Raw genomic sequence first — 24,341 nt, 5'->3', positions numbered from 1 at the left:
ATCAGCTCTTACCGTTTTGATGTGCACCATAAAGTATCTCAATAAGCTCTCTTGATGCGTCTGCAGTACGTGGACCAAATCCCAAAAAATACATAGCATCCATCTGTTTTATGGCATGATTTTTCGCTGCAGTTGTTGCTTGAATTGCCGGTATGGCTAAAATCTTATCAATGCTGGTTGATCTTGCACCATGTTTTACAAGCAAAATAACATCAGGATCTGATTTCAATAATGCTTCGCCGTTGAGAAGTTTATATCCTTTATAATCGGTGATAGCATTGATAGCGCCTGAAAGTTTGATCATACTATCAGCTGCAGTACCTGTTCCAGATGCCATGACGCGTCCATTTTGCACAGAGAAAACAAAAAGAACACGCTTTGGTGTTGTTACTTTCGCCAAAAGCGCATCGTTGTCTAAAAAATTACGCTTCAATTTCTCAATTAACGCTGCGGCTTGCACTTCCCGATGAATGGCTTGACCAACGAGGCGAATCTTTTCTATCACATTTTCACGGGAGTAGTCTTCTGGTATGATCACCAGAGGTATCGATGTTTTTTTGAGAATATCAATTGTTGAAGCGGGACCACTTCCTTCAACAAGCAATATACCCTCTGGAGCAAGTGATAAAACCCCCTCAGGTGAAAGAGCACGCATATATCCTAGCACAGGAAGCTTGAGCGCTTCTTGTGGGTAGACGCTTGTACTATCACGGGCGACAAGTTGATCTTGGGCTCCCAATGCATAGACAATTTCTGTAAGTGCTCCGCCGATAGAAACAATTCGAGCATTTTCAGGAAAACGCGTTGCAGGTTCAGCAATCACTTGTTTAGAAAAACAAGTAAGAGAGAGCAGTAAACACATAAGAAAAAGGTTTGATAACCTATGTAAAAGAGATATGAACATGTCTAACCTTATCTTAGTTACTGCTGTTTTCTTGGCATGATGGCAAACTATTCAATAAAGAACGCCAATCTTCACGTTCTTTTTGACCCTCTTTGCGTACGCCAAAAAATTGAATAACCATCTCATCATCTTTATCGAAAACTTCAAGTGAACTGACATAACCATCACGGGTAGGTTTGCGAACATGCCATACACTAGAAATCCCAGACGTGAGTAAATGAAGGTCAAATCTTGGATCAAGAACATTAAGCCAAGGTCCCATTTGCTTAATATTTTTTACAGTCCCACTAAAAATTTGAATACACCCTTTATTCCCAACAAAACACATGATTGGCAGTTCTTGTTGTGCGACTTGGTTAAGCATTATTTCAACAGCATTTACCTGTAATTCATCGGCAAATTCATTACCAACATATTTTACAGCATGATGTCGATTAATTTTAAATTCGGAAATAATTTTGTGAAGTTGGTGTACATCTGTCATTTTCCGCCAACGATCCCGAAAACTCTCAATATCCAATTCTGTTATGTCATACTGGGTTGGGAGAGAAACGGGAAGAATGTTAAGAACAGGAGACTGATCTTCAAGAAGGAGCTTTTCAACAAGTTTATTCCACTCTTCCATATTTGTCATATCTTTAGAATAGACCTTTAAGATAGCAACGCCATGTTGATCAAAGAATTGCAGACTTTTTGTAGGTTTTCCAAGAATAACGACATCATATTCAAAACCGAACTTCCATTGTTTTGTAAAAATACGCAAATCAATTTCACCAAGTGTGATAGGAATATGTTCGTTTTGAACAATTTTTTCAAAGCGTCCCGTTATTTCGTGAACAGCATATTTATTGCGAGTTAAGACCATGACGGTTCCAAGTCGAGGTGCATTTTCCAAGAGAGTAGCAACATCAGTTTGTAGCCTTTTTGCTTTTCCAATGGTACAATAAGCCGCAATAAGCTCCGCTTCAGATATACCAATCGAAACCGCAAAATCGCGGTTTCGCATTTCTTTTTTTTCTTCACGTAAACGAAGAATCATTTCAGCTGTATGTGCCATGAATTTACCTTATGCTACTTAACTCAAAAACTAACTTTCAAATTTTACAATTCCAAGGCAATAAATTAAATTCTTTTAAGAGTTCAATCTATCACAAAATAACACTCTATCGCCAACAGCTGAGCAATCAAAAAACGATAAAACAGAAAGAATTAAAACTTTTCTACCAAATCTTTGTAATTTTAAAGATGTTGAAAATAGAAACACAATAATTAATCCTTTTATCAATATGATTTTATTGACCGAATAATTAACAGAAGTGACTAAAACTTTTGTACAAACGACACCTTAAAGTTACGACCAGGCTGGCTATAATAGTCTTTTGGTGTTGAACTTTTACCTGAAGGAAGTTCAGATACATTCCAATATTTTGTATTGAAAAGATTATAAACACCGGCTCTTAGAATAGGTCCTGTTTCACCGAATGGTTTCCACCACCCTGTCATATCAACGACATGATATCCTGGAATTTTTTGGTAATCAGATTCTCCGGCTACTTTATCACGTTTAGCTGCCAAAGTAAGGATAATATCGCTTCCCCAAACCTCTTTTGCATATCCTAATCCGATAATTGCTTTCAAAGGAGGAATTGAGTTAAGATACTCCTTTTTATCAAGATCTTTTCCTTGTGAATAAGCAAGAGCAACATTGCTATGAAAACCGTTTTTAAGAACTAAATGGGCTTTTGTCTCAACACCAAAAATTTGCACGTGAAAACGATTCATATAATGCCGACGCGCAAATCTAAATTCCTCTGATGGCCCTCTATCCTCAGTATCTATGAAATTCTTATATTGATTAAAAAAGGCATTGAAGGAACCACCGAAATTTACATTTCCATACCGTAAACCAACATCATACCCATTGCTTGTTTCTGGTTGAAGATCAGGATTCCCTTTCACGTAATAAGCAGAAGGTTTGATATAAGAGACGTAAAGTTCTGAAATACGTGGTGCACGAAAAGCCTGTGCCCACTGAGCATAGAGCGTTACTTGATTACGAACATCCCACTCCACGCGTAATTTAGGAGAAAAGCGTGAACCACTTCTTTCTGGAGGGAATTTATCAGAAATCAGAGCTTTCTCATAAGAAGGTGTTTTCTGAGGAACATATTTGTACCAATCATACCGGATTCCCGGTGTTACACGAAAACGATCATCAACCAACCCAATTTCATCTTCAAAAACAAAACCTAAATTGTAACCATTTGTGTCTGGCGAATCTGATCGATTAGCAGGAACAAAAAGACATCCTCGAGCGTATTCTTTTATATGACAATTGTCTTTACCTAACAAATAGTGATGAAATTTAGATGACGAAACATTCATTACAAACTTTAACGTATGGTTTATAGTGCCAAAATCCACTTTTTTAAGGGCATCAGCATTGAAACCATAATTGATATTACGCAAGAAATTATCTCTCAAATAATCCCCTTTGGGGGCTGAAACACGAACGCCTGTCATAACGTAACGACTTGATTGCCTTTGCCAATAAAGCTGCCCATTAAACGCATCAAGAACTGCATCACCATTACCATTATAATTATAAGAAAGAGAAAAGCGCTCACGAAGTTTATTATCCTGCTCATAAACGGAACCTGGAGCGTATCTTTTAGACGAATTTAATTCATGTGTGTTACTCTTATGACCAAAACGCTCTGCGGTAAAACCAAGGCGGTGATTATCACTCAAATATTGATGAATTTTAAAAAGTAAGTTATTTTTATCAAAGTGAGAAGGGTTTTTGCGCGTGCGTTCCTCATACCCTTCTACTGTTCCCATATTTTTGCGCTCATGACCTTCTACATAAGATCCTTGAAAAAGTAAAAATGTCCGGTAATTACGCACAGCAAAAGCTTGATCGATGCGCCAGCTGTTATCAACAGAATTATAACCACCTTTTATAAGGCTTCCCCAATTCTTTTCTTCCACGATCAGGTCTTCAGGATCAAGGGTACGCAACGCAATGATTCCCCCTAAGGCGCCAGAACCATAAAGACTAGAATCTGATCCTTGAATAGTATCAAACGTAGAAAGAGCATTGAAATCAAAAGTTGTGTTTCCACCTCCACCACGGAATATATCATTAAACCATGGAAGAGAAATACCATCCATTGTCGTAAGAACACGGTTTGCATCTAAACCCCGAATAACGAAACTGTTATTTTCTGAGTTATAGGATACGGAAGGATTAAGACGACTCACATCATAAACATCAGTTATTTGTCTTTCATCAATATTCTTGTTGGTCTTACGATCAGTCAGAATGGTTATTGAATTTGAAGCATCTTCTATTTTTTTTCCTTTAATAAGGATTGGTTTGAGTTCAGTGACAGCACTTCCATCTTTATTTTGTGCAAAAACAAATGAAGGTATACAAACCGATAATGCACTTAAAATTACACAGCTTTTATAGATATTTTTTCGTCTTATTTGCATAACACATCATAACCCTTTTAAACATCCCCTCTCTGTTTTGAAATTTTTTTAATACAAAAAGGCTGGACTCACCAATTAAAACTTGCCAGCCAAGTAGGAATGATTTTGACAACAGCACAAAATCATTAGAAGACCATATTAAACATGACAAAATCAGTCAAGAAAAAAGTTGCAATTTCAAAATAGCCTGTTTTAATGAGATTGAACACCAATGTTAAGCTTAAAATAGTGGCAGAAAAAACGATGAATTTTGCAAATACGAAACAATTATTAATTCTTTGGATTGGTGCATTTATTGGGGCTTTCTTTTTGCATGTATTATTGGCAGCACAGTTTTATTTTCAAAGTACTGGTATAAGTAATGGCTTGCTCTCGTCGGAGATTATGCTGACTTTTGTGCAAGAAACTGTATATCCGGATGTTGATACAGACTTGCCAGATATTCATAGAGAGTTGGATATTAATACAGAGCAAGAAGTATTACAGTCTGATCTCCTAGAGCAGGAGTCAGAAAGATTGGAATCCGTGGATGAAGTTCAATCGGAAGAACCTCAGCATATAGTAGAACAAGATGATTTAAAGCCTTTGGAAGAACCCCTACCTCAAAAAGTGGAGCATAAAGCGTTTATCAAAAAAACAATACCGATGCCAAAGGCCGTAGTAAAGCGCTCCAATGCAAAGGCGGTACGTTCTTCTTCCATCAACAAGGGCGGCGGTACAGCAGGGCTTGAAGATATGTTGTTAATGGAGTGGTTAGCAAAGGTACAGTCACAATTAGAAAGGCAAAAAAATTATATTGTGGGACAGCGCACCAATCGTACAAAAGGAACGGTGAAGTTAGAATTTATGGTGCATGAGCAGGGGAGTATTTTTTCTAGTCGTGTCATTGTTTCTGCTGGAGATCCAGAACTTGATCGATTAGCGATGGCAGCCCTTCGACGCGTTGGTTCTTTTCCACCACCACCACCATCAAAAGTGAATAAAACAATTAGAGTATCCCTAATATTTAGCTGATTTTTTATACGGGGCGATTTTCTTATAATATATTGATTTATAATGATTGTTTATAATTTTGATGAAAGTTCAAATATAATTTATTCGAATTTTTTTGATGTTGAATCAATCAAAACCATCCGCTTACTTATGATACAAGTTGAGGAGGAGCATGGACAAAAAACTTCTAAAAAGCAGTGAACATACTTCTTATGAGTGCTCTAAATGAAAGGGCTTTTGCAACATTGGGAGTTAAGGGATGATAGAGCTATAGCTTTTATTAATTAAAGGTCTAATCGATTTTTATACCATTCGTGAGAAGATTTTCGTAAGTACTTTTCAGATACACCGTTGTGAAATGGACTTAGAAACATTAAAATAAAACAATAATATAAATAAGAAAGACATACTATTTGGGGATGCTCTGTTTTGTGTAAAGGATGTGAGCTTATATGTAAAAATGAGAAAAAAGCAAAGATTCATCTTCATTATTAAAAGATATTGACATATTTAAAAGTCGTAAAACCGAATGAAAAGGGAAGGGGCAGAAGAGAATTGTTTGTCTTTAAGGCTTTCTAACTCAATGCATCTCTCTTTCTGTTATCAGAGATAATCCAAACGATATACACAATAATGCGCCCCTATTGGGTATAGAAATATTGTAAGCAGAAAAAATAGTCTTAAAATAAGCTGTTTCACAAGATTTGAATATTGACTAATAAGCAACAGTAAAAGGATGAGCTATTTGTTTCACTCTTCTCTTATATTTGTAATCTCTATGATATTGTCATCTATGTTGAGAAGAAATGAATTATTTGTACTACCTGTTGATTTATAATGATAATTCATCATTTTGTATTTGAAATAAAAGACCCAAATAGTGTAGGGTTTTCTCATTTCGAATTTATGAATACTGAATCAATTAAAATTACTTTCTTATACGTCCTAAGAAGGTTGGTATGTGGGTACTATTTAAAAAGGAATAAAAACACTTCTTATGAACACTTTCAAATGCTACTTGGGAAGTTCAGGCATATTATTTCCGTCGACCAGAAAGCAAGTCGGTTTTTATATCTATTTTCCCAGTGAGTCTCGCTTTGTAAACACCGTAATTTTCCATGACACACATCACGTAATTCCGTGTTTCTGTATAAGGGATACGTTCAATCCAATCGATGACGTTATCGAGAGGTTGTCCTCGAGGATCGCCATAGCGCTTGATCCATTCATTGACACGGCGGGGGCCTGCATTATAGCCAATAAGAGTTAGTATATAGGATCCATTAAAACGTTCCAATTGTTCATTGAGAAAATGGGTGCCTAATGTCACATTATAACGCGCATCACTGCTAAATCTTTTAGGAGACCATGCGATTGAGTATTTTTTTGCTAGTGCTTCTGCAGTTGTAGGAAGCAATTGGAGTATCCCTTGTGCACCTGCTTGTGATATGGCTGTTGGATTAAATTCGCTTTCTTTGTGTGCAATGGCATAGATAAGCGATTTTTCTTCTACAGAAATATGAGCAGAGTCTGGTATAGCTCCCAGAGGATGAGAGAGTGCTCCGACATTTTTTCCTAGGAAAGCAGCCATTTTTCCGATTCTGAGGCTGGTATAATAGTCACCATTTTTTTCTGCCATAACAGCCAGAAGAGCTAATTCACCGGGGCTTTCTATTTTTTTTCCGAGTTCTCTATAAAAAACTTTAGCAAACTCAGCATATCCAGCTTCTTCAAGACGTTGAATTGCTTTGATCGCTTTTCGTGCACTAAAATGTTGTCGCTCAGCGATTGTTGGTTTAGGAAAAGAGATATTAAATTTTTTTTGGTTGAGTCGCGCAGCGGCTAATTGACCATAATACGTTGCGCCAAAATGAGCGGCGCGATGAAAGTACAGCTGGGCATTTTTATGTTCTCCTAGCGTTTCTGCTGTTCGTCCCATCCAGTAATATCCACGTGATGCAGCAAAAGGTAAAGAGGAGAGTTGAGGAATGCGTGAAAAATGTTGCATTGCCAACTTAGGGTTATGAAGAAACCGTAGTGCATACCATCCTGCGTGAAATTCAGCATCGACGGCTAATGCAGATGTCATACCAGTGTGCCTTGCAACGAGTTGATAAGCTATTTGGGGTTTGTTTAAATCAAGCATTTCACGAGAAAGGGCGCGTTGCTCTTTCCACAATGATTGAGGGTTCATAAGATGGAATGCATCTTGTGATGTTTTCATCATGAGTGTTGCGGCTGCATCATATTGTTCTGTTCGCCGCAGATGGCGCATTCGAGCAAACTGGAAGAGAGGATCTTTTTTCCATACTCTTTCTAAAGCTTTTAATTTTTGTGTTGCGCTAGGATCATTTTTTTCAACCGCCACAAAAGCATCAAAAAGAGATTGAGCATGGGCTAATTTTGCAACGCGTGCCGCTGAATCAAAACGATGTGCATACAACATAAACTGCATGCGTTTTAAATGATCAATAGGTTTTAAGGCAGTACTTGCATTTTTAAGAACAAATACTTCTTCTTGTGCATTAAGCCGTGTTTTATGCCACCATGGTGCAATAATGTGTTGAGCACGGGTGATTTGTCCCGTTGCAATGAGTGCTTTAGCAAAGAGAGCCATGCCTTGTGCTGTAAGGGGGGGATGATGAGAAAATTTTTGGATAATGGCGTGTGTGATATTGGTTTCGTTAAGAAAAGCACGTTCAGCATTGCGTTGCATCGTTTCTATACCAGGCCATCCTTTTAGCATGTTAATTGCATTAGATATTTCAGAGCTTGGTATATTATTTTGCTTTGATAGTCCTAGCGCCCATGTCAAAATATAACGATCAAGGCTATGTTTTTCCATTGAATTACGAAGATTTATTGTTTTTGCAATATTGTTGTTTGCTAGTGCATCTAATCCAGCTTTTAGTTGTTTGAGTGTCGCAGTATTGTGCGATGTCGTGTGTCTCTGTTGAAGAGGTTCTTGAGCTTCTTGTTTTATGGCAATGGGGGTAGGACGTGTCGAAGGGATTGGTACTTTCCCATGTAAAAGCGGTGTTTGTGCAAGTGCACTTGAAAATAAAATTCTTATTGCCAGTATAAGTGCAGTAAAGGTTGATACGAAAAGAGAGGTGGAAAATACACGCATAGAGAAAAGACCTTGAGACCTTGCTTTTTGTAAAAAAAACTTAAGGTTTTTTAGAACACAAGCGTGAAAAACGCGTTAATATAGACGGTTTGTTTTAAAGAAATGTTCAACATTTAAGGAGGTCCATTTTCATCTTATGAGGGCTTTTTTTGAAATTCATCTTGCTTCAATGATAGAGCAAGATTATGCTCTATTTAAAATTTATAAAAGGCGATTATAAAAAAATAAAAGCAAACATTATAGGGAGTTTATCATGCTCAAGGGAGCTATAACTGCGCTTATCACCCCGTTTGATAACAAGGGCGCAATTGATGAGAAGGCATTTTGTGATTTTGTTGAATGGCAGATTACACAAGGGATTAATGGTGTAAGCCCTGTTGGGACAACAGGTGAATCAGCAACTTTAAGTCATGAAGAACATAGGCGAATTATAGAATTGTGTGTCAAGCAGGTCGCAAAGCGTGTTCCTGTTATTGCGGGAGCGGGATCAAATAGCACAAGTGAGGCTATAGAGCTTGCACAATATGCAGAAAAGGCTGGTGCAGATGCAGTTTTGGTTGTCACTCCTTATTACAACAAACCAAATCAATCTGGTTTATACAAGCATTTTTCTTCTATTGCCAAAGCTGTTTCTATTCCGATTATAATTTATAATATCCCTGGTCGTTCTATTATCGATATGGCCGTGGAAACGATGAGAGATCTTTATCAAGATTTTAAAAATATCGTTGGTGTTAAGGATGCGACGAGCAGAATTGAGCGCGTTAGTGAGCAACGTGAAAAGTGTGGCAAGGATTTTATGCAGCTTTCCGGTGATGATTGTACAGCGTTAGGATTTAATGCACATGGAGGTATGGGGTGTATTTCGGTTTCCTCGAATGTTGCTCCAAAGCTTTGTGCAGAGCTTCAAGCTGCGTGTTTTCGTGGTGATTATAAAACAGCACGAGAATTAAATGATCGCCTCATGCCTCTCAATCGTGCTGTGTTTATTGAACCTAGCCCAGCAGGGATTAAATATGCTGCTACAAAATTGGGGCTTTGTGGTGAGACTGTACGTTCTCCGATTGTTCCATTAACAGAGAGCACAAAGAAGGTTATTGATGTAGCCCTCAGCCATGCTGGTCTTTTAAAAGCATAAAATGATATTGAAAAAGTCATGAATAAAAAAAAGTACGCGCCCGTACGGAAAATAATTGCTGACAATCGTAAAGCACGTTTTAATTTTGAAATCCTTAATAATCTCGAGGCTGGTCTTGTCCTTCAGGGAGCGGAAGTGAAGTCCTTACGTTCCAATCATGCTAATATTGCTGAAAGCTATGCGAGTTTTGAGAATGGGGAATTATGGTTAGTAAACAGCTATATTCCTGAATATACGCAGGCTAATCGTTTTAATCATGAACCACGACGTTTGCGCAAATTATTACTTTCAAAACGTGAGATGGCACGTTTTTTTAATGCAACGTCTCGTGAAGGAATGACACTTGTTCCTCTCAAACTTTATTTTAATGAACGAGGGCGCGTTAAGTTGGAGATCGCTCTAGCGCGAGGGAAAAAGCTTCATGATAAGCGCGAAACGGAAAAAAAACGCGATTGGGGACGTGAAAAAGCAAGACTTTTAAAAAGATATGGATGACGGATGCGATTTAGATATCCTTTATTTATAGCGCTATTTAAAACAGTTTTAGCATTGATCTAAGTATGTTTTTACTGCTTGAAAAATTTGGTGAAACATAGCGTCTGTTAAGCGGCCAGTATTCGTATTATAACGAGAACAGTGATAGCTTGAAAAGATGCGTAATCTACCGATATTATTGATTTCGCCATGTCCAAAAGGGTGAGCTAAAACTTTTGCATTAAGGGCACGTATTGTTGAATGGTGCGCAATGGTGCCTAAGGTAATAACGGCTTTAAGTTTGGGAAGATTTGTTAAAAGAGGAGAGAAGAAATAGCGGCACGTGTTAATTTCTGCACCGGTGGGTTTATTTTCTGGTGGAACACAACGAACAGAGTTAACAATTGCTGCATCAATAAGTTCAAGAGTATCGTCTGCTCTTTCTTCAAAGGTTCCTTGGGCAAAACCAAACTTTTTTAAAGTTGAATAAAGTAAGTGCCCAGCATAATCACCAGTAAATGGACGTCCAGTTCGATTTGCGCCGCGTAATCCAGGGGCAAGCCCAACAATAAGAAGGCGTGTTGTGTCTGGCCCTTTATAAGGAAAGAATGGGCGCACCGGTGCATTATACCAACTTGGTTCTTTTACACGCCAGCCAGCGATAAATTGATGAAGCCTAGGACATAAATTGCAATTTTGGGGTGGTTCTGGGCAAAGCGATGTTAATTGGCTATTCATGGCGTTAGGCATTAATCGTTTTTCTATTTTTTTGAGTCTTTTATAGCGTATATGACGGGTTATGGTTTGATAAACAATCTATAATGAATATAAATAAACTTTTTTAGAAGAAAGTTTAATATAAACTTATTGCTCATTATTGTGTAAGGATAGGTCATCTTTCAGTAATTTATTCGATGAATAAGAGTGCAATACACATGATGTTCAAAGAAAAAAGTTCTCTCTTTAGATAAAGATATTATCATAAAAAGTATGTATAAGGTTGCTGTTATTGCAAAGGGTTTAAACAGCAGGTATTCCTTTTAAAATGATAAGGACTCCAGACAAGTATTCTGTCAAGAAAGATCTCCCTTTGTTTGAAGTCAATCTATTGGAATGCTTTTAAAAGAAATTTTGATAACGAGCATGAATAGGTTATACATTTTTATAAATTTTCCAAGATTTTTTTTAAATAAGTTCTTTAATTAAAAAATATAAAAGTTTGTGTTGTTTTTCTTGTGTTTTATTTTGATTATTGTATATACTACTTTATCCGCTATTAAATTTTTTTATTTGAGAAAGAGGCATAAATGGCCCGCGTAACGGTAGAAGATTGTATTGATAAAGTTGACAACCGCTTTGAGTTGGTACTTTTAGCAGGTCATCGGGCGCGTCAGATTTCACAAGGAGCGCAGATTACGGTTGATCGCGATAATGATAAAAATCCAGTTGTTGCTTTACGTGAAATAGCAGAAGAAACATTGTCGCCTGCTGATTTAAAGGAAGACCTTATTCATTCGCTGCAAAAACATGTGGAAGTAGATGAGCCAGAAATGGCAAGTGAATTTATTACCCATTCAGGTGAAGCTGAAAGTGTTTTTAATACGTCGTCGCAAGAAGAAGGTACTTCATTTGATCATATGTCAGAAGAAGAGCTTTTAGCGGGTATTGAAGGTTTGGTTGTTCCAGAAAAAAGTGACGATTATTAATTGCAGCAATTTATGTTACAGGAGTAAAGATACCTTGTCATGTAAGGAGCAATTATTTTTCTTGTCTTTTTTGATAGGACATGTTCAATAAAGATTAGAGGTGTGAAAAGATAAAGGATATGCTCGTATGATGCGTCAGTGTGAGCTTGTTGGACGTGTTCAACGTTACAAGTCTGACGTAGATGAGGCTCTTTTAAACAGGGCCTATGATTATGCAATGAAAAAGCATGCACATCAAAAGCGTGCATCAGGTGATCTTTATTTTTCTCATCCTTTAGAAGTTGCTGCTATTTTGACAGATATGCGGTTGGACGAGGCAACGATTGCTGTTGCTCTTTTGCATGATACAATTGAAGATACAAGCGCTACACGAGCAGAAATTGATCAGATTTTTGGTTCTGAAATTGGAAAGTTGGTTGAAGGGCTTACAAAGCTTAATAAGCTTGATCTTGTATCAAAGAAAGCCGTACAAGCAGAAAATCTTCGTAAACTTCTTATTGCTATTTCTGATGATGTTCGTGTTCTTTTAGTCAAACTTGCTGATCGTCTTCATAATATGCGTACCCTTGGTGTTATGCGTGATGATAAACGTCGGCGAATTGCTGAGGAGACGATGGATATCTATGCGCCACTTGCAGGCCGTATGGGTATGCAGGATATGCGTGAGGAGTTAGAGGATCTCTCTTTCTTTTATTTAAATCCAGAAGGTTATCGTACGATTACCAATCGACTTTCTGAATTATTGAAACACAACCGTGATTTGCTTTCCACAATTGAAAATGAATTGACAAAACTTTTTTTCGAGCATGGCATTAAAGCAGATGTTAAAAGCCGTCAGAAAAAATCTTATTCAGTCTTTCGTAAAATGGAAAGTAAAGCATTATCTTTTGAACAATTATCGGATATTTTTGGATTTCGTGTGATTGTTGAGTCCGTGAATGATTGTTATCGTGCTCTTGGTGTCATTCATACGACATGGCCAATGGTTCCTGGTCGTTTTAAAGATTATATCTCTATACCAAAGCAAAATGATTATCGTTCTATTCATACAACAATTGTTGGTCCTTCAAGACAACGTGTTGAGTTGCAAATTAGAACGGCTGCTATGGATGAAGTTGCTGAATATGGGGTTGCTGCTCATTCCATATATAAAGAGCACGGTTCCAATTATTCGACTGTGAAGTTATCAAGTGAAACGAATGCCTATGCATGGTTGCGTCAAACGATACAATCTTTGTCTGATGGAGATAATCCAGAAGAGTTTTTAGAACATACAAAACTTGAGCTTTTTCAAGACCAAGTTTTTTGTTTTACGCCGAAAGGTCGATTAATTGCTTTTCCTAAAGGAGCTACGCCTATTGATTTTGCTTATGCCGTCCATACAGATATCGGTGATTCTTGTGTAGGTGTAAAAATCAATGGTCGTATTATGCCTTTAATGACCAAATTAAAAAATGGTGATGAGGTTGATATTATTCGCTCACACGCTCAAATTCCGCCAGCAGCATGGGAATTTCTTGTTGTCACAGGTAAAGCACGTTCAGCTATTCGACGAGCAAGTCGTGCAGCAGTACGTAAACAATATTCGGGTTTAGGATATCGTATTCTCGAGCGTTCATTTGAATATATGGGAAAGCAATTTTCAAAAGACCTTTTGAAGAAAGTTTTGCCACGTTTAGCACGTAAAGATGTAGAGGATGTATTGGCTGCTGTTGGGCGTGGAGAGCTATTTTCCGCTGATGTGATTAAAGCAGTTTATCCTGATTATCAAGAGCGTGTCGTACAAAAGCCCTCTTTTAAGCCTGGGGAAGAAGGGTGGTTTAATATTGAAAATGCTCAAGGGATGATTTTTAAAGTTCCAGAAAATGAAAAGGATACAATGGTTGAAAATCATCAATCTAAAGCATTACCTATTCGAGGAACTCGTGGAGATATTCCTGTACGCTTTTCACCAGAAGGAGCTGTGCCTGGAGATCGGATTGTTGGTATTATGCAGCCAGGGGCTGGAATTGTTATTTATCCAATACAATCTTCAGCTTTGATGGCGTATGATGATCAGCCAGAACGATGGATTGATGTCCGCTGGGATATTGATGCCCAAATGAATGAACGTTTTCCTGCACGGATGAATATTTTAGTTGTAAATAGTCCTGGTTCTTTGGCTGAAATTACACAAATAATTTCTGCTAACGATGCCAATATCCAAAATTTATCTTTTATCCGTACAGCACCAGATTTTACAGAAATTATGATTGATTTGGAAGTGTGGGATTTAAAACATTTGAATCGTATTTTTTCTCAGTTAAAAAAGGCAGGTTCAGTAAGTACAGTACGGCGGGTTCATGGATAAAAAGAAAGATTTTGCAATGAATACACAAGATGTCATTGATATTTTTAAACAAGCAGATGCTATTCTAGAAGGGCATTTTATTTTAACATCGGGGCGCCATAGTGCGACTTATATGCAAAAGGCGAAAGTATTCATGCATGCTAATTTGACGGAAAAGCTCTGTCGTGGATTGGCTGAAAAAATAAAAGAATCTATCAAGGAATCAATTGATTATGTCGTTGGTCCCGCAATTGGCGGTCTTATCCCTTCCTATGAGACTTCACGTCACCTTGGTGTTCCTTCTCTTTGGGTAGAGCGTGTAAATGGCATCTTTGAATTGCGTCGTTTTGAAATCAAGAAGGGTGCACGGGTTGTTATTGTTGAAGATATTGTAACAACGGGTCTTTCCATTCGAGAGACTGTTGAAGCACTTGTTGCAGCAGGAGCAGAGGTATTGGCCAGTGCATGTATCCTTGATCGTTCTGGTGGTAAGGTCAATGTTGGAGTTCCATTGATTGCGCTTGCTGAATACGAGATAACCTCTTATGCTAGTGATGCACTTCCTGCAGATCTTTCTGTTCTTCCCGCGATTAAACCAGGCAGTCGAAATATTTAATTGTCGTTCTATTTTTTGTGCAAAAGCTTAAAAAGATTAATTTGGATGATATAGATTATTTCATCATCAAAAGATGTATATTGAGAGTCATATGCTTTTTCGTCGTCGAGAACCAATAGATTTTGTAACGCGTATTCGACTTTGGTTATGGCCACGTCGTTCATTTTCTCGCTCATTTTGCTACATACATAAACGTATTTTGCGTATATCAGCAACACCGCATGAAGTAGCATTAGGGGTTGCTGTTGGCGTTTTTTTAGCGTGTTCACCTTTCTTTGGGCTGCATATTATTTTGGCAATATTTTTTTCTTGGCTTTTGCGTGCAAACTTTGCTGCCGCAATCATTGGGACAATTTTTTCTAATCCACTCACATTTTTATTGATTGTCATGGCTGATTATAAAGTAGGGTATTTTTGTTTATCACTTTTTAGCGATGTCAAAGAGATTTCTCTTTCGCAAATTCGTGCTCTATTTAATGGTTTGACATTGTCAAATCTCTCTCTCCTCTTTAAAGGCGCATGGGACACAATTATGAGTCCTATGATTTTAGGGGGAACTCTTTTAGGTATTGTTTTTGGTGGTTTATCTTATATAGGTGTTTACAGAGCAACGGTTCGTTTTAAACAAAAGCGATATCAAAAGATTATAAAAAAAAGGCGTTTAAAGAAGCGCTCATCGCCTGTATTAAAACAGAAATAAATTTAAGAAAGATCGGGTAATATCTTATGATTATTGGTCTTGGAAATGATCTGGTTGATATACGACGTATTGAGAAAATGTTGGTTCGTTATGGTGAGCGTTTTATCCAACGGATTTTTACGGATATTGAAAGAAATAGATCTGAAAATCTCAAAAAAAGCTCCTCTTCCTATGCAAAAAGATTTGCTGCGAAAGAAGCATGTGCTAAAGCCTTAGGAACGGGAATCGCTTGTGGTATCAATTGGAAAGACATGGGGGTAGTTAATTTGCCATCTGGTAAACCAATAATGCAATTAACAAATCGTGCGCAAATGCAACTTCAAAAGTTATTACCTCCTCATCATGATGCAGTTATTCATCTTAGCATAACAGATGATTTTCCTTGGGCACAGGCATTTATTATTATCGAAGCACTTCCACGTGGATAGATGGCGTGAGAGATTGTGCTTTTGTTATTTGAATATTATGATGAAAAAATTATATCTGTGATGAGAAGGCAGTTGGTGATGATCCCAAAAGATAAAGTGCATAAAAAAGAAAAAAAAGGTGGGCTTCTTGAATTTATTTCTGTTTTAATACAGGCTTTGCTTTTAGCAGCGTTTATTCGGACACTTTTTTTCCAGCCGTTTAGTATTCCTTCCGGTTCAATGCGTCCTACTTTGTTGGTGGGAGATTATCTGTTTGTTTCTAAGTATGCATATGGGTATTCTCGTTTTTCCATCCCCTTTTCTCCTCCTCTTTTTTCTGGACGGATTTGGGCATCTCAACCTCAACGTGGAGATGTGGTCGTTTTTCGCTTACCAAGTAATCCGAAGATTGATTATATAAAACGCGTCGTTGGGCTACCAGGTGATCGTATACAAGTCCGTCAAAGTGTCCTTTATATTAATGATGAGGCTGTTTCACGTTACTTTATGGGGGAGATTGATAATTCTGATATAACAGAAGTGAACTATCCTGTTGAGGTTTATCGCGAGACAATGCCTAACGGTGTTAACTATGATACACTTGATTTAGCTTTCATCCCCAAAGTTGACGATACAGAAGTCTTTGAAGTTCCTCAAGGACATTATTTTATGATGGGAGATAACCGCGACAATTCAGATGATAGTCGTTTGGATGTAGGCTATGTTCCAGAAGAAAATCTTATTGGTCGCGCGAGCGTGATTTTCTTTTCTATCAGTAATGGTTCAAGTGCTTGGCAGATTTGGCGTTGGCCATTTGATGTGCGTTGGAAGCGTTTGTTTTCTTTCATAAATACGGTTCATGATTTGCCGCTTATCAAGCAAGGAAACAACGATGAAACGTCTAATGATTGATCAGCTTGTCAAGCTGACGGGACATCGTTTTAAAGATGAAGAGAGATTAAAGAAGGCATTAACACACTCGAGTGTACAAGATTCGGAACAAGGAAATTATGAACGGCTAGAATTTCTAGGGGATCGGGTTTTAGGGCTTTTGATTGCAGAAATGCTGTATCAACTTTTTCCTCAGGCAAGTGAAGGTGAATTATCAGTCCGTTTGAATCATTTGGTCAATGCACAGACATGTGCTGATATTGCGCGCGAAATGAAGCTTCCTGACATGATCCACGTTGGTTTTGAGATGAAAAATTTCGAAGAGCGTCGACTCATCAATATGCATGCAGATGTCGTGGAAGCTTTAATTGCTGTGATATATCTCGATGGAGGATTGGAAAGCGTTCGCCCTTTTATTCAAAAATATTGGCAAAGTCGGGCAAAGAAAATGGATGCTGGTCGACGTGATGCCAAGACAGAATTACAGGAATGGGCGCATATCCAAGGCAATGCACAACCACATTATCAGGTTATAAAACGTTCAGGTCCAGATCACGATCCTGTTTTTATGGTAGAGGTAAATATTGCTGGTTTTGCTTCAGAGATTGGGCAGGGAAGCTCCAAAAGATATGCTGAAAGAATGGCAGCTGAAAAAATTTTGCGACGAGAGGGTGTATGGAAAACAGTGGGAAAAAATGATCATGAGTGACGTTATGAAAACGCGTTCTGGATTTGTTGTGCTTATTGGGATGTCTAATGCCGGTAAATCGACACTGGTTAATCAATTGGTTGGAACAAAGGTTTCAATTGTAACACATAAAGTACAAACAACACGAACTTTAATCCGCGGTATTGTCATTCATGATGATGTGCAAATTGTGTTGGTCGATACACCGGGTGTTTTTCGTCCCCATAAGCGCTTAGAACGAGCCATGGTCTCTGCTGCTTGGGGAGGGGCTAAGAGCGCTGATGTTCTGCTTGTTTTAATTGACGCTCAAAGTGGTCTTTCGGATGAAGTTGATATGATGTTAGATATTGTGAACAATATGAAACAAGAAAAAGTTCTTGTTCTTAATAAGGTTGATACAGTTGTTAAATCATCTCTTCTAGCGTTAACCACTAAAATAAATGAACGTGTAAAGTTTGCGCAAACATTTATGATTTCTGCTCTAAACGGTTCTGGTTGCAAGGATTTACTTCATGCGCTGAGTAACATGATGCAGGAAGGGCCATGGTATTATCCAGAAGATCAAATTTCTGATATGCCCATGCGTCATCTTGCTGCTGAAATTACGCGTGAAAAACTTTTTCTTCGTCTTCATGATGAACTTCCTTATTCCTCAACGGTTGAAACAGAAAACTGGGAAGAGCGTTCAGATGGTTCCGTTAAAATTAATCAAGTTATTTATGTCGAGCGTGAGAGTCAGAAAAAAATTGTCTTAGGAGCAAAAGGCGATACAATTAAAGCGATTGGTCAAGCAGCACGTAAAGAACTCATGGAAATTATGGATCAAAAGGTTCATCTTTTTCTCTTTGTGAAAGTGCGCGATAATTGGGATACCGATCCAGAACGTTATCGTGAAATGGGATTGGATTTTTTAAAATAAGATTTTTAAAAATAATTAAAGTAAAATGAAGTGGAAAGAACAAGCCGTTATACTTGGTACACGCCAATATGGTGAAACAAGTGTTATTCTTGAGATTATGACACGTGAACATGGTCGTTATATGGGAGTGGTAAAAGGGGGGCGCTCGCGTCGCATGGCAGCTCTTCTTCAACCTGGAAATTTTGTGGAGGCTGAATGGTGGGCTCGTTTAGACGAACATTTGGGACTTTTTCGGCTTGAAGCTCTTGATTTACATGCGGCACGATTAATCTGTCTACCAGAAGCACTTTATGCTTTGCAATTGATAGCTTTTCATTTGCGGCTTCTTCCCGAACGTGATCCGCACCCCATTTTATATGATATTTTACACCTTTTTATGCAGAATTTTGATGAACCATTTATCAATGCAGAATTGCTTGTACGTTTTGAAATGCGGCTTCTTGAAGAACTTGGTTTTGGTCTTGATTTATCTTGTTGTGCTGCAACAGGTCGTCAGGAAAGGCTTCATTACGTATCACCAAAATCTGGTCGGGCTGTCTGTGAAGAAGCAGGAGAACCTTGGAAAAAAAAGCTCCTCATTCTACCACAGTTTCTTGTACAAAGAATGACTCGTCCTGCTGATTTTAGTGACATAATCAATGGTTTTATACTGACGGGTTTTTTTCTTATGCGTCATGTCTGGGAGCCACGAGATATAAAGCAGCCGTCAGTGCGCATGAATTTGATACAATTGTTTGAGCGCCAATTTGGTGTACAGGCATTAATTTGTTGATCTGATGATAATTGAATGGGAAAATGAGAATTTTAAAGACAATTGCTGAAGTTCGCCAATATACTTCAGAGGAACGACGTTTAGGTTTTTCGATTGGTTTTGTTCCAACAATGGGGGCATTGCATGATGGTCATCTTGCATTAGTACAGTATGCAAGAGCAATGTGTGATCGCGTAGTGGTTTCTATTTTTGTCAATCCAAAGCAATTTGGACCTCATGAAGATTTTTCTCAATATCCAAGAGATTTGAAGGGCGATTGTGCTTTGTTAAAAGAAGCAGGTGTTGAATGTGTTTTTGCTCCTTCTGTCGATGAAATGTGGCCACTGGGAAATGAGACAATTGTGAAGGTGGAAAAATTATCACGTATTTTGATAGGAAAATTACGTCCAGGGCATTTTTGTGGTGTAACGAGTGTTGTTGCTAAGCTTTTTAACATTGTCCAACCAGATAAGGCTTTTTTTGGGGAAAAGGATTTTCAACAAATTTTAATTATTCGGCGTATGGTTGAAGATTTGGCTTTTCCTATTGAGATTGTTGGAGTTCCTATTTTACGTGAAGCAGATGGAGTTGCGCACTCTTCACGCAATCAGTTTTTAACATTAGAAGATCGTAAAGCTGCCAAAATTATTCCTAAAAGTGGAAAAGCTGCTGAAAAGCTTTACCATGAAGGTGAACGGTCGGTTGATAAATTATGCAAAACTGTTCGTGATATTTTACAACAAGAAACGCGTGCAATCATTGAAGCAATAGATTTACGGGATATGGAAACTTTATGCGTGATCAAAGGAACATTGAATAAACCGGCGGTTTTACTCCTTACTGTCTGCTTTGGTGAGGTAAGACTTATTGATCAATATATATTGCAAGAGAAGGATGGAAAATGAGTGTACATAAAACCGTAAAGCGTATGACATCTTCCGAAATACGTGCAAGAAAGGGACAACAGCCAATTGTTTCTTTAACAGCTTATCAAGCTTATACTGCACGGATTGCTGATCCATATTGCGATATCCTTTTGGTTGGTGATAGTGTTGGCATGGTTGTATATGGGTTTGAGACAACGCTTCCTGTTAATTTAGATATGATGATTGCACACGGGAAAGCCGTGGTGCGTGGATCTCAAAAAGCTCTTGTTGTTATTGATATGCCTTTTGGTTCTTATGAGGAAAGTCCAGAGCAAGCTTTTTTAAATGCATCGCGCATTCTTGCACAAACGGGGTGTGGTGCAGTTAAGCTTGAAGGGGGCCTTTATATAGCCGAAACAGTAGATTTTTTGTGTAAACGTGGCATTCCAGTGATGGGGCATATCGGTCTTACACCCCAAGCAATGAATCGTTTTGGTGGTTTTAAAACACAAGGACGCAAGGAGAATGATTGGCAAAGAATTGAAGCAGATGGAGCAGCGATTGAAGAGGCAGGTGCTTTTGCTGTTGTTTTAGAAGCAATGGTTGAACCTTTAGCGGTGAAACTGACAGATAAGCTTTCTATCCCTACGATCGGTATAGGGGCGTCCAATCAATGTGATGGGCAAGTATTGGTTATGGAAGATATGTTGGGCTATGGTTCTCATGTGCCAAAATTTGTACGCCGTTATGGAGACCTTGAACAAGCCATGGAAACTGCAATAAAGAATTATGCAGAGGATGTCACATCTCGTGCTTTCCCAGCGGATAATGAAGTTTATAAACTAAAATAAACTTCAGTTTAAGATGAAAGGTTTGACAAGAGAACATTTGTTATTTTGATAATGAATGTGCATTTTTAATATATTTTGTATGCAATTTGAACTGTGATTTTTTCCATTTCTTTAATGAAGTCACGCCTCTCATGCAAAACAGAACGCCATTGGGTCGCTAATTCACATGCTTTTTTAAAGAAAGCTTTCTTAAGGTACCCAACCTATTTCGCGACGGCGTTCGTGAATAGTATAGTGGTAAGTCCCTTATGAAGTGTATAAAATTTATAGAGTACTCCCGTCTTTACGCTTCATAAGAGAGCAAGCCGGCATCATCACACACTTTGCCAATTTTCAATGCTGCGACAGCGCTTAGCACTTGAGATGGTTCATAAGAAGCATTTTAACTCTTTCTTTAAAAAATTTTACCCACACGCCAGACCTGCTTGTGGTGTGCAAGAGAATGATTTTGATTGATTCAATATAAACAGATTTGAAATGAGTGAAGCTTACGATATTAGGAGCTCTCATTCAAAATGAAAAAACAATGAATTATTATTATAAGTCAGTGTGATGATTCTGTAATGACAAGGAATCAACAATGCGAAGGGGCTATAATCTTTGGACATCCAAGTCATTAAAGCGCGTTAAAAATGCGTTTTCAATGTGTTGGGTAGAATAGGGGGATAAATTCAGATCATCGGGTAAAATATTATTGGGAGAGCCAAAATAGTGAAGGGCTTCTTCTGTATTAAATCCAGCAAGCGTAATCGCTTCATAATAGGCAGCGATACGGTCGGCTTGTTTAATTTTTTTTAAAAGTTTTTGAGAAAGATCAACGGGAAGAGAAAAGCGCATGTGGATAGCATCTTGGATGCGCTTTTCAACGCGTTCATATTGTTTTCCTATAACAGCTTTAAAAGGGGAAATCATATCGCCGATGACATATTCTGGAGCATCATGAAGAAGGGCATAAAGACATTCGTTGCTTCCCGATTGTGGAAAAAGTTTTTGAAATATTTGTTCAACCAAAAGTGAGTGTTGTGCAACAGAATAGGCGTGTTCTCCTCGTGTTTGACCGTTCCAACGTGCTACACGAGCAAGTCCATGGGCAATATCTTCAATTTCAACATCAAAAGGAGAAGGGTTGAGAAGATCAAGTCGCCTTCCAGAAAGCATTCTTTGCCAAGCACGTGCTTCTCCATTTTTTAATAATTCAGCTTTAGCCATGCGTATTTTCTACAGTATTTTCAGGAAAGGTAAAATTCATATTTTCAGCAATGCTTATAGTGACAGGAATGTTTTTTACAGTAAAGGGGATGTTATGATCCATAGCATCTTTTACGTGGTCAATACGCAGTAAAGCAAGAGCTTCATTGTCTACACATGTTCCCAAGGATCCAAATACTTTTGTTCCTGCTTCAATGCTAGATTGAGGGGACAATTCATGCTGGCCTTTTACAATTAAAATACGGCGACGTGCTGCTTGGCGGTGGTGCATTCGTGAAACAACTTCTTGTCCAATATAACACCCTTTGTTGAATGCAAGTCCATTTATTTGATCGTAATTAATATCATGAGGAAAGACTTTACCAACTTCATAATCTTGACCACTTTCTGCAATTGCATAACGGATACGCAATTGATTCCACATGTTATGATATTCTGAAGCCAAAAAAGATGTTTTGCCATAGATTCGTATTATTTTTTCTTTTTCTGGGAATCGTTTATCAACAAAACCTGAATCAAAATTTAAAGTATCTGATTCATTTTTCCAAGAAACTGTAACAAGTTCTTGGAATGGTTGTGTAATTTCTATTTTTTTACGCAGTTTATAAAGCAACAGACGCTTGTGGAGTATATCAGCTAAAGGCATGATAATATCAATCAAATAACCATCTTCTTTTTTGCCAATAAGAAAATCAGCAAGAACCTTTCCTTGAGGGGATAAGAGGGCTCCAGGGAAAATTTCTTGCGGGTTGATTTTTTTTACATCTGTTGTGATTAGGGATTGCAGAAAATCTGTTGCTTCTTCGCCTGTAATTTGAATAATTGCGCGATTTTTTAAGCAAATGGCATTTTGTTTTTCAATCATGGTTCTTGCCTTTCTGCTCAAAGTTACATAATCGATAAGAGAGGAATATGTAAGGAGCGTGGCTATGTTTAAAACATTTGATACAATTTTTAAAGGTGCAACACTTGTGAATCATGATGGAAGAAGCAAGCGTGATATTGGTGTTACAAATGGCCGTATTGCTGAAATTGGCGACCTTACATGTGCATCGGCAGGTGAGGTGATTGATTGTACGGGGCTTCATATTTTACCGGGAATTATTGATAGCCAAGTACATTTTCGCGAGCCAGGTAATGAATATAAGGAGGATTTGGAAAGTGGCTCGTATTCTGCTGTGTTAGGGGGGGTGACAGCAGTTTTTGAAATGCCTAATACCAATCCATTGACAACATCAGAAGCTACATTAAGCGATAAGGTTAAACGCGCATTTCATCGAATGCATTGTGATTTTGCATTTTGGGTTGGAGGAACGCGTGAAAATGCTCATGAATTGTCTGAATTAGAAAGACTTCCTGGTGCAGCTGGAATTAAAGTCTTTATGGGGTCTTCTACGGGTGATCTTTTGGTCGATGATGATGAAAGTGTACGCCTTATTTTGAAGAATATACGCCGTCGTGCGGCTTTTCATTCTGAAGATGAGGCGAGGCTCAAAGAGCGTAAAATACTGCGTATTGAAGGGGATGCATCATCACATCCGATTTGGCGTGATGAAGTTGCGGCATTAAAATGTACGCAGCGTTTGGTAAAAATTGCTCATGAGACGAAGGCTCGGATTCATGTGTTACATCTTTCGACAGAAGAAGAAATTGATTTTCTAAAAAAACATAAGGATGTTGCAACAATTGAAGTGACACAACACCATTTGACGCTCACGGCTGATGATTATAAGCAATTTGGTACATTAATTCAGATGAATCCGCCTATTCGTGAGCCGCGCCACCGTGAAGCTCTTTGGTACGGTGTTCAACAGGGGATTATTGATGTTTTAGGCTCAGATCATGCGCCTCATACTTTGGAAGAAAAGCTTCAATCTTATCCTTCTTCACCTTCAGGAATGACAGGGGTGCAAACAACAGCAGCAATTATGTTGACACATGTGAATGCAGGAAAGATATCTCTTGAGCGTTTTGTTGATCTCACGTCACATGGCCCTAGTCGTATTTTTGGTATAAGCTGTAAAGGACGCCTTGCTGTTGGATACGATGCTGATTTAACAATTGTTGATCTTAAGCGAGAAGAAATTATTACGAATGGCTTAATTGGTTCGCGTGCCGGTTGGACACCTTATGATGGTAAAAAGGTTAAAGGTTGGCCTGTTGGGACCATTATCCGTGGTATGCGTGTGATGTGGGAAGGTGAAATTGTTACTTCTTCACAAGGAGAGCCTGTTAAATTTATAGAAACTTTGGTGTAAATAGATTAAAATT

The 24,341-nt window shown here is 38.1% G+C and carries 22 protein-coding genes; 15 read left to right on the top strand and 7 right to left on the bottom strand.

Annotated elements, in window-relative coordinates; translation table 11 throughout:
• Position 1: 1 nt before the first annotated feature.
• From ACFILZ_RS01805 to ACFILZ_RS01795, 3 genes are all read right to left on the bottom strand, one after another.
• Complete coding sequence (locus ACFILZ_RS01805) at positions 2-904, bottom strand: hemin ABC transporter substrate-binding protein (protein WP_375606315.1); 903 nt, start codon at positions 902-904, stop codon at positions 2-4.
• Positions 905-917: 13 nt separating this feature from the next.
• Positions 918-1,961: a hemin-degrading factor gene (locus tag ACFILZ_RS01800; protein WP_375610141.1), complete on the bottom strand. Its 1,044-nt coding sequence runs from the start codon at positions 1,959-1,961 to the stop codon at positions 918-920.
• 263 nt (positions 1,962-2,224) lie between these two features.
• Positions 2,225-4,402, bottom strand: a complete 2,178-nt coding sequence (locus tag ACFILZ_RS01795; protein WP_375610142.1) for a TonB-dependent hemoglobin/transferrin/lactoferrin family receptor — start codon at positions 4,400-4,402, stop codon at positions 2,225-2,227.
• Between the two features lie 243 nt (positions 4,403-4,645).
• Here ACFILZ_RS01795 and ACFILZ_RS01790 point away from each other — a divergent pair, with 243 nt between their 5' ends.
• Positions 4,646-5,416 (top strand): energy transducer TonB, encoded by a 771-nt coding sequence (locus ACFILZ_RS01790; RefSeq protein ID WP_375610143.1) that lies wholly within the window; start codon positions 4,646-4,648, stop codon positions 5,414-5,416.
• A 1,015-nt stretch (positions 5,417-6,431) separates the two neighbouring features.
• Here the strand turns inward: ACFILZ_RS01790 and ACFILZ_RS01785 are convergent.
• Positions 6,432-8,525, bottom strand: coding sequence for a lytic transglycosylase domain-containing protein (locus tag ACFILZ_RS01785; RefSeq protein WP_375610144.1), 2,094 nt, complete (start codon positions 8,523-8,525; stop codon positions 6,432-6,434).
• A gap of 253 nt (positions 8,526-8,778) precedes the next feature.
• Between ACFILZ_RS01785 and dapA the strand changes: the two genes are divergently transcribed.
• Positions 8,779-9,663, top strand: coding sequence for a 4-hydroxy-tetrahydrodipicolinate synthase (gene dapA, locus ACFILZ_RS01780; RefSeq protein ID WP_375606311.1), 885 nt, complete (start codon positions 8,779-8,781; stop codon positions 9,661-9,663).
• Positions 9,664-9,681: 18 nt separating this feature from the next.
• Positions 9,682-10,158: an SsrA-binding protein SmpB gene (smpB, locus tag ACFILZ_RS01775; RefSeq protein WP_375610145.1), complete on the top strand. Its 477-nt coding sequence runs from the start codon at positions 9,682-9,684 to the stop codon at positions 10,156-10,158.
• A gap of 48 nt (positions 10,159-10,206) precedes the next feature.
• Here the strand turns inward: smpB and ACFILZ_RS01770 are convergent, their stop codons facing one another.
• Positions 10,207-10,875 (bottom strand): uracil-DNA glycosylase, encoded by a 669-nt coding sequence (locus ACFILZ_RS01770; protein WP_375610200.1) that lies wholly within the window; start codon positions 10,873-10,875, stop codon positions 10,207-10,209.
• A 569-nt stretch (positions 10,876-11,444) separates the two neighbouring features.
• Here ACFILZ_RS01770 and rpoZ point away from each other — a divergent pair.
• The 11 genes from rpoZ (at position 11,445) to panB (ending at position 20,861) form a co-directional block, all read left to right on the top strand.
• Positions 11,445-11,843 carry a DNA-directed RNA polymerase subunit omega gene (gene rpoZ, locus ACFILZ_RS01765; protein ID WP_273791104.1) on the top strand — a complete coding sequence of 133 codons (399 nt, stop codon included), beginning with the start codon at positions 11,445-11,447 and terminating at the stop codon, positions 11,841-11,843.
• A 127-nt stretch (positions 11,844-11,970) separates the two neighbouring features.
• Positions 11,971-14,193, top strand: a complete 2,223-nt coding sequence (locus ACFILZ_RS01760; RefSeq protein ID WP_375606310.1) for a RelA/SpoT family protein — start codon at positions 11,971-11,973, stop codon at positions 14,191-14,193.
• Between the two features lie 16 nt (positions 14,194-14,209).
• The gene (gene pyrE / locus ACFILZ_RS01755) at positions 14,210-14,788 is read left to right on the top strand and encodes an orotate phosphoribosyltransferase (protein ID WP_375606473.1); all 579 of its coding nucleotides are present in this window, start codon (positions 14,210-14,212) and stop codon (positions 14,786-14,788) included.
• 91 nt (positions 14,789-14,879) lie between these two features.
• A complete protein-coding gene (locus ACFILZ_RS01750; protein ID WP_375610146.1) occupies positions 14,880-15,488 on the top strand; it encodes a DUF2062 domain-containing protein in 609 nt (202 codons plus the stop codon).
• Positions 15,489-15,514: 26 nt separating this feature from the next.
• Positions 15,515-15,916: a holo-ACP synthase gene (gene acpS, locus ACFILZ_RS01745; protein WP_375606308.1), complete on the top strand. Its 402-nt coding sequence runs from the start codon at positions 15,515-15,517 to the stop codon at positions 15,914-15,916.
• Between the two features lie 78 nt (positions 15,917-15,994).
• Positions 15,995-16,807 carry a signal peptidase I gene (gene lepB, locus ACFILZ_RS01740; protein ID WP_375610147.1) on the top strand — a complete coding sequence of 271 codons (813 nt, stop codon included), beginning with the start codon at positions 15,995-15,997 and terminating at the stop codon, positions 16,805-16,807.
• Positions 16,788-17,495 carry a ribonuclease III gene (gene rnc, locus ACFILZ_RS01735; RefSeq protein WP_375606306.1) on the top strand — a complete coding sequence of 236 codons (708 nt, stop codon included), beginning with the start codon at positions 16,788-16,790 and terminating at the stop codon, positions 17,493-17,495. Before lepB ends, rnc begins: the two co-directional genes overlap by 20 nt.
• Complete coding sequence (era, locus tag ACFILZ_RS01730) at positions 17,488-18,393, top strand: GTPase Era (RefSeq protein WP_375610148.1); 906 nt, start codon at positions 17,488-17,490, stop codon at positions 18,391-18,393. The genes rnc and era overlap by 8 nt, the downstream gene beginning before the upstream one ends.
• A 25-nt stretch (positions 18,394-18,418) precedes the next feature.
• On the top strand, positions 18,419-19,165 hold the full coding sequence (recO, locus tag ACFILZ_RS01725; RefSeq protein WP_375610149.1) for a DNA repair protein RecO: 747 nt from the start codon (positions 18,419-18,421) through the stop codon (positions 19,163-19,165).
• 23 nt (positions 19,166-19,188) lie between these two features.
• Positions 19,189-20,049, top strand: a complete 861-nt coding sequence (gene panC, locus ACFILZ_RS01720) for a pantoate--beta-alanine ligase (RefSeq protein WP_375610150.1) — start codon at positions 19,189-19,191, stop codon at positions 20,047-20,049.
• Entirely contained in the window at positions 20,046-20,861 is an 816-nt protein-coding gene (gene panB, locus ACFILZ_RS01715; RefSeq protein ID WP_375610151.1) for a 3-methyl-2-oxobutanoate hydroxymethyltransferase, read from the top strand. The genes panC and panB overlap by 4 nt, the downstream gene beginning before the upstream one ends.
• A gap of 591 nt (positions 20,862-21,452) precedes the next feature.
• Here panB and ACFILZ_RS01710 read toward each other — a convergent pair.
• Positions 21,453-22,070, bottom strand: coding sequence for a YfbR-like 5'-deoxynucleotidase (locus tag ACFILZ_RS01710; protein ID WP_375610152.1), 618 nt, complete (start codon positions 22,068-22,070; stop codon positions 21,453-21,455).
• Positions 22,063-22,935 (bottom strand): YgfZ/GcvT domain-containing protein, encoded by an 873-nt coding sequence (locus tag ACFILZ_RS01705; protein WP_375610153.1) that lies wholly within the window; start codon positions 22,933-22,935, stop codon positions 22,063-22,065. Before ACFILZ_RS01705 ends, ACFILZ_RS01710 begins: the two co-directional genes overlap by 8 nt.
• Positions 22,936-22,999: 64 nt before the next feature.
• On the opposite strand from ACFILZ_RS01705, the gene ACFILZ_RS01700 reads away from it, so the two are divergent.
• Positions 23,000-24,328 (top strand): dihydroorotase, encoded by a 1,329-nt coding sequence (locus ACFILZ_RS01700; protein ID WP_375606300.1) that lies wholly within the window; start codon positions 23,000-23,002, stop codon positions 24,326-24,328.
• Positions 24,329-24,341 lie beyond the last annotated feature (13 nt).

This window comes from Bartonella sp. AP40SXNS (assembly GCF_042195825.1).
Taxonomy (GTDB): Bacteria; Pseudomonadota; Alphaproteobacteria; order Rhizobiales; family Rhizobiaceae; genus Bartonella.
This window is presented reverse-complemented; position numbering and strand designations above follow the sequence as displayed.

Excerpts from the sequence above, each read along its gene's own strand:
- ACFILZ_RS01805 (WP_375606315.1), bottom strand. The coding sequence starts at position 904 with ATGTTCATATCTCTTTTACATAGGTTATCAAACCTTTTTCTTATGTGT.
- ACFILZ_RS01800 (WP_375610141.1), bottom strand. The coding sequence starts at position 1,961 with ATGGCACATACAGCTGAAATGATTCTTCGTTTACGTGAAGAAAAAAAA.
- ACFILZ_RS01795 (WP_375610142.1), bottom strand. The coding sequence starts at position 4,402 with ATGCAAATAAGACGAAAAAATATCTATAAAAGCTGTGTAATTTTAAGT.
- ACFILZ_RS01790 (WP_375610143.1), top strand. The coding sequence starts at position 4,646 with ATGAATTTTGCAAATACGAAACAATTATTAATTCTTTGGATTGGTGCA.
- ACFILZ_RS01785 (WP_375610144.1), bottom strand. The coding sequence starts at position 8,525 with ATGCGTGTATTTTCCACCTCTCTTTTCGTATCAACCTTTACTGCACTT.
- dapA (WP_375606311.1), top strand. The coding sequence starts at position 8,779 with ATGCTCAAGGGAGCTATAACTGCGCTTATCACCCCGTTTGATAACAAG.
- smpB (WP_375610145.1), top strand. The coding sequence starts at position 9,682 with ATGAATAAAAAAAAGTACGCGCCCGTACGGAAAATAATTGCTGACAAT.
- ACFILZ_RS01770 (WP_375610200.1), bottom strand. The coding sequence starts at position 10,875 with ATGAATAGCCAATTAACATCGCTTTGCCCAGAACCACCCCAAAATTGC.
- rpoZ (WP_273791104.1), top strand. The coding sequence starts at position 11,445 with ATGGCCCGCGTAACGGTAGAAGATTGTATTGATAAAGTTGACAACCGC.
- ACFILZ_RS01760 (WP_375606310.1), top strand. The coding sequence starts at position 11,971 with ATGATGCGTCAGTGTGAGCTTGTTGGACGTGTTCAACGTTACAAGTCT.
- pyrE (WP_375606473.1), top strand. The coding sequence starts at position 14,210 with ATGAATACACAAGATGTCATTGATATTTTTAAACAAGCAGATGCTATT.
- ACFILZ_RS01750 (WP_375610146.1), top strand. The coding sequence starts at position 14,880 with ATGCTTTTTCGTCGTCGAGAACCAATAGATTTTGTAACGCGTATTCGA.
- acpS (WP_375606308.1), top strand. The coding sequence starts at position 15,515 with ATGATTATTGGTCTTGGAAATGATCTGGTTGATATACGACGTATTGAG.
- lepB (WP_375610147.1), top strand. The coding sequence starts at position 15,995 with ATGATCCCAAAAGATAAAGTGCATAAAAAAGAAAAAAAAGGTGGGCTT.
- rnc (WP_375606306.1), top strand. The coding sequence starts at position 16,788 with ATGAAACGTCTAATGATTGATCAGCTTGTCAAGCTGACGGGACATCGT.
- era (WP_375610148.1), top strand. The coding sequence starts at position 17,488 with ATGAGTGACGTTATGAAAACGCGTTCTGGATTTGTTGTGCTTATTGGG.
- recO (WP_375610149.1), top strand. The coding sequence starts at position 18,419 with ATGAAGTGGAAAGAACAAGCCGTTATACTTGGTACACGCCAATATGGT.
- panC (WP_375610150.1), top strand. The coding sequence starts at position 19,189 with ATGAGAATTTTAAAGACAATTGCTGAAGTTCGCCAATATACTTCAGAG.
- panB (WP_375610151.1), top strand. The coding sequence starts at position 20,046 with ATGAGTGTACATAAAACCGTAAAGCGTATGACATCTTCCGAAATACGT.
- ACFILZ_RS01710 (WP_375610152.1), bottom strand. The coding sequence starts at position 22,070 with ATGGCTAAAGCTGAATTATTAAAAAATGGAGAAGCACGTGCTTGGCAA.
- ACFILZ_RS01705 (WP_375610153.1), bottom strand. The coding sequence starts at position 22,935 with ATGATTGAAAAACAAAATGCCATTTGCTTAAAAAATCGCGCAATTATT.
- ACFILZ_RS01700 (WP_375606300.1), top strand. The coding sequence starts at position 23,000 with ATGTTTAAAACATTTGATACAATTTTTAAAGGTGCAACACTTGTGAAT.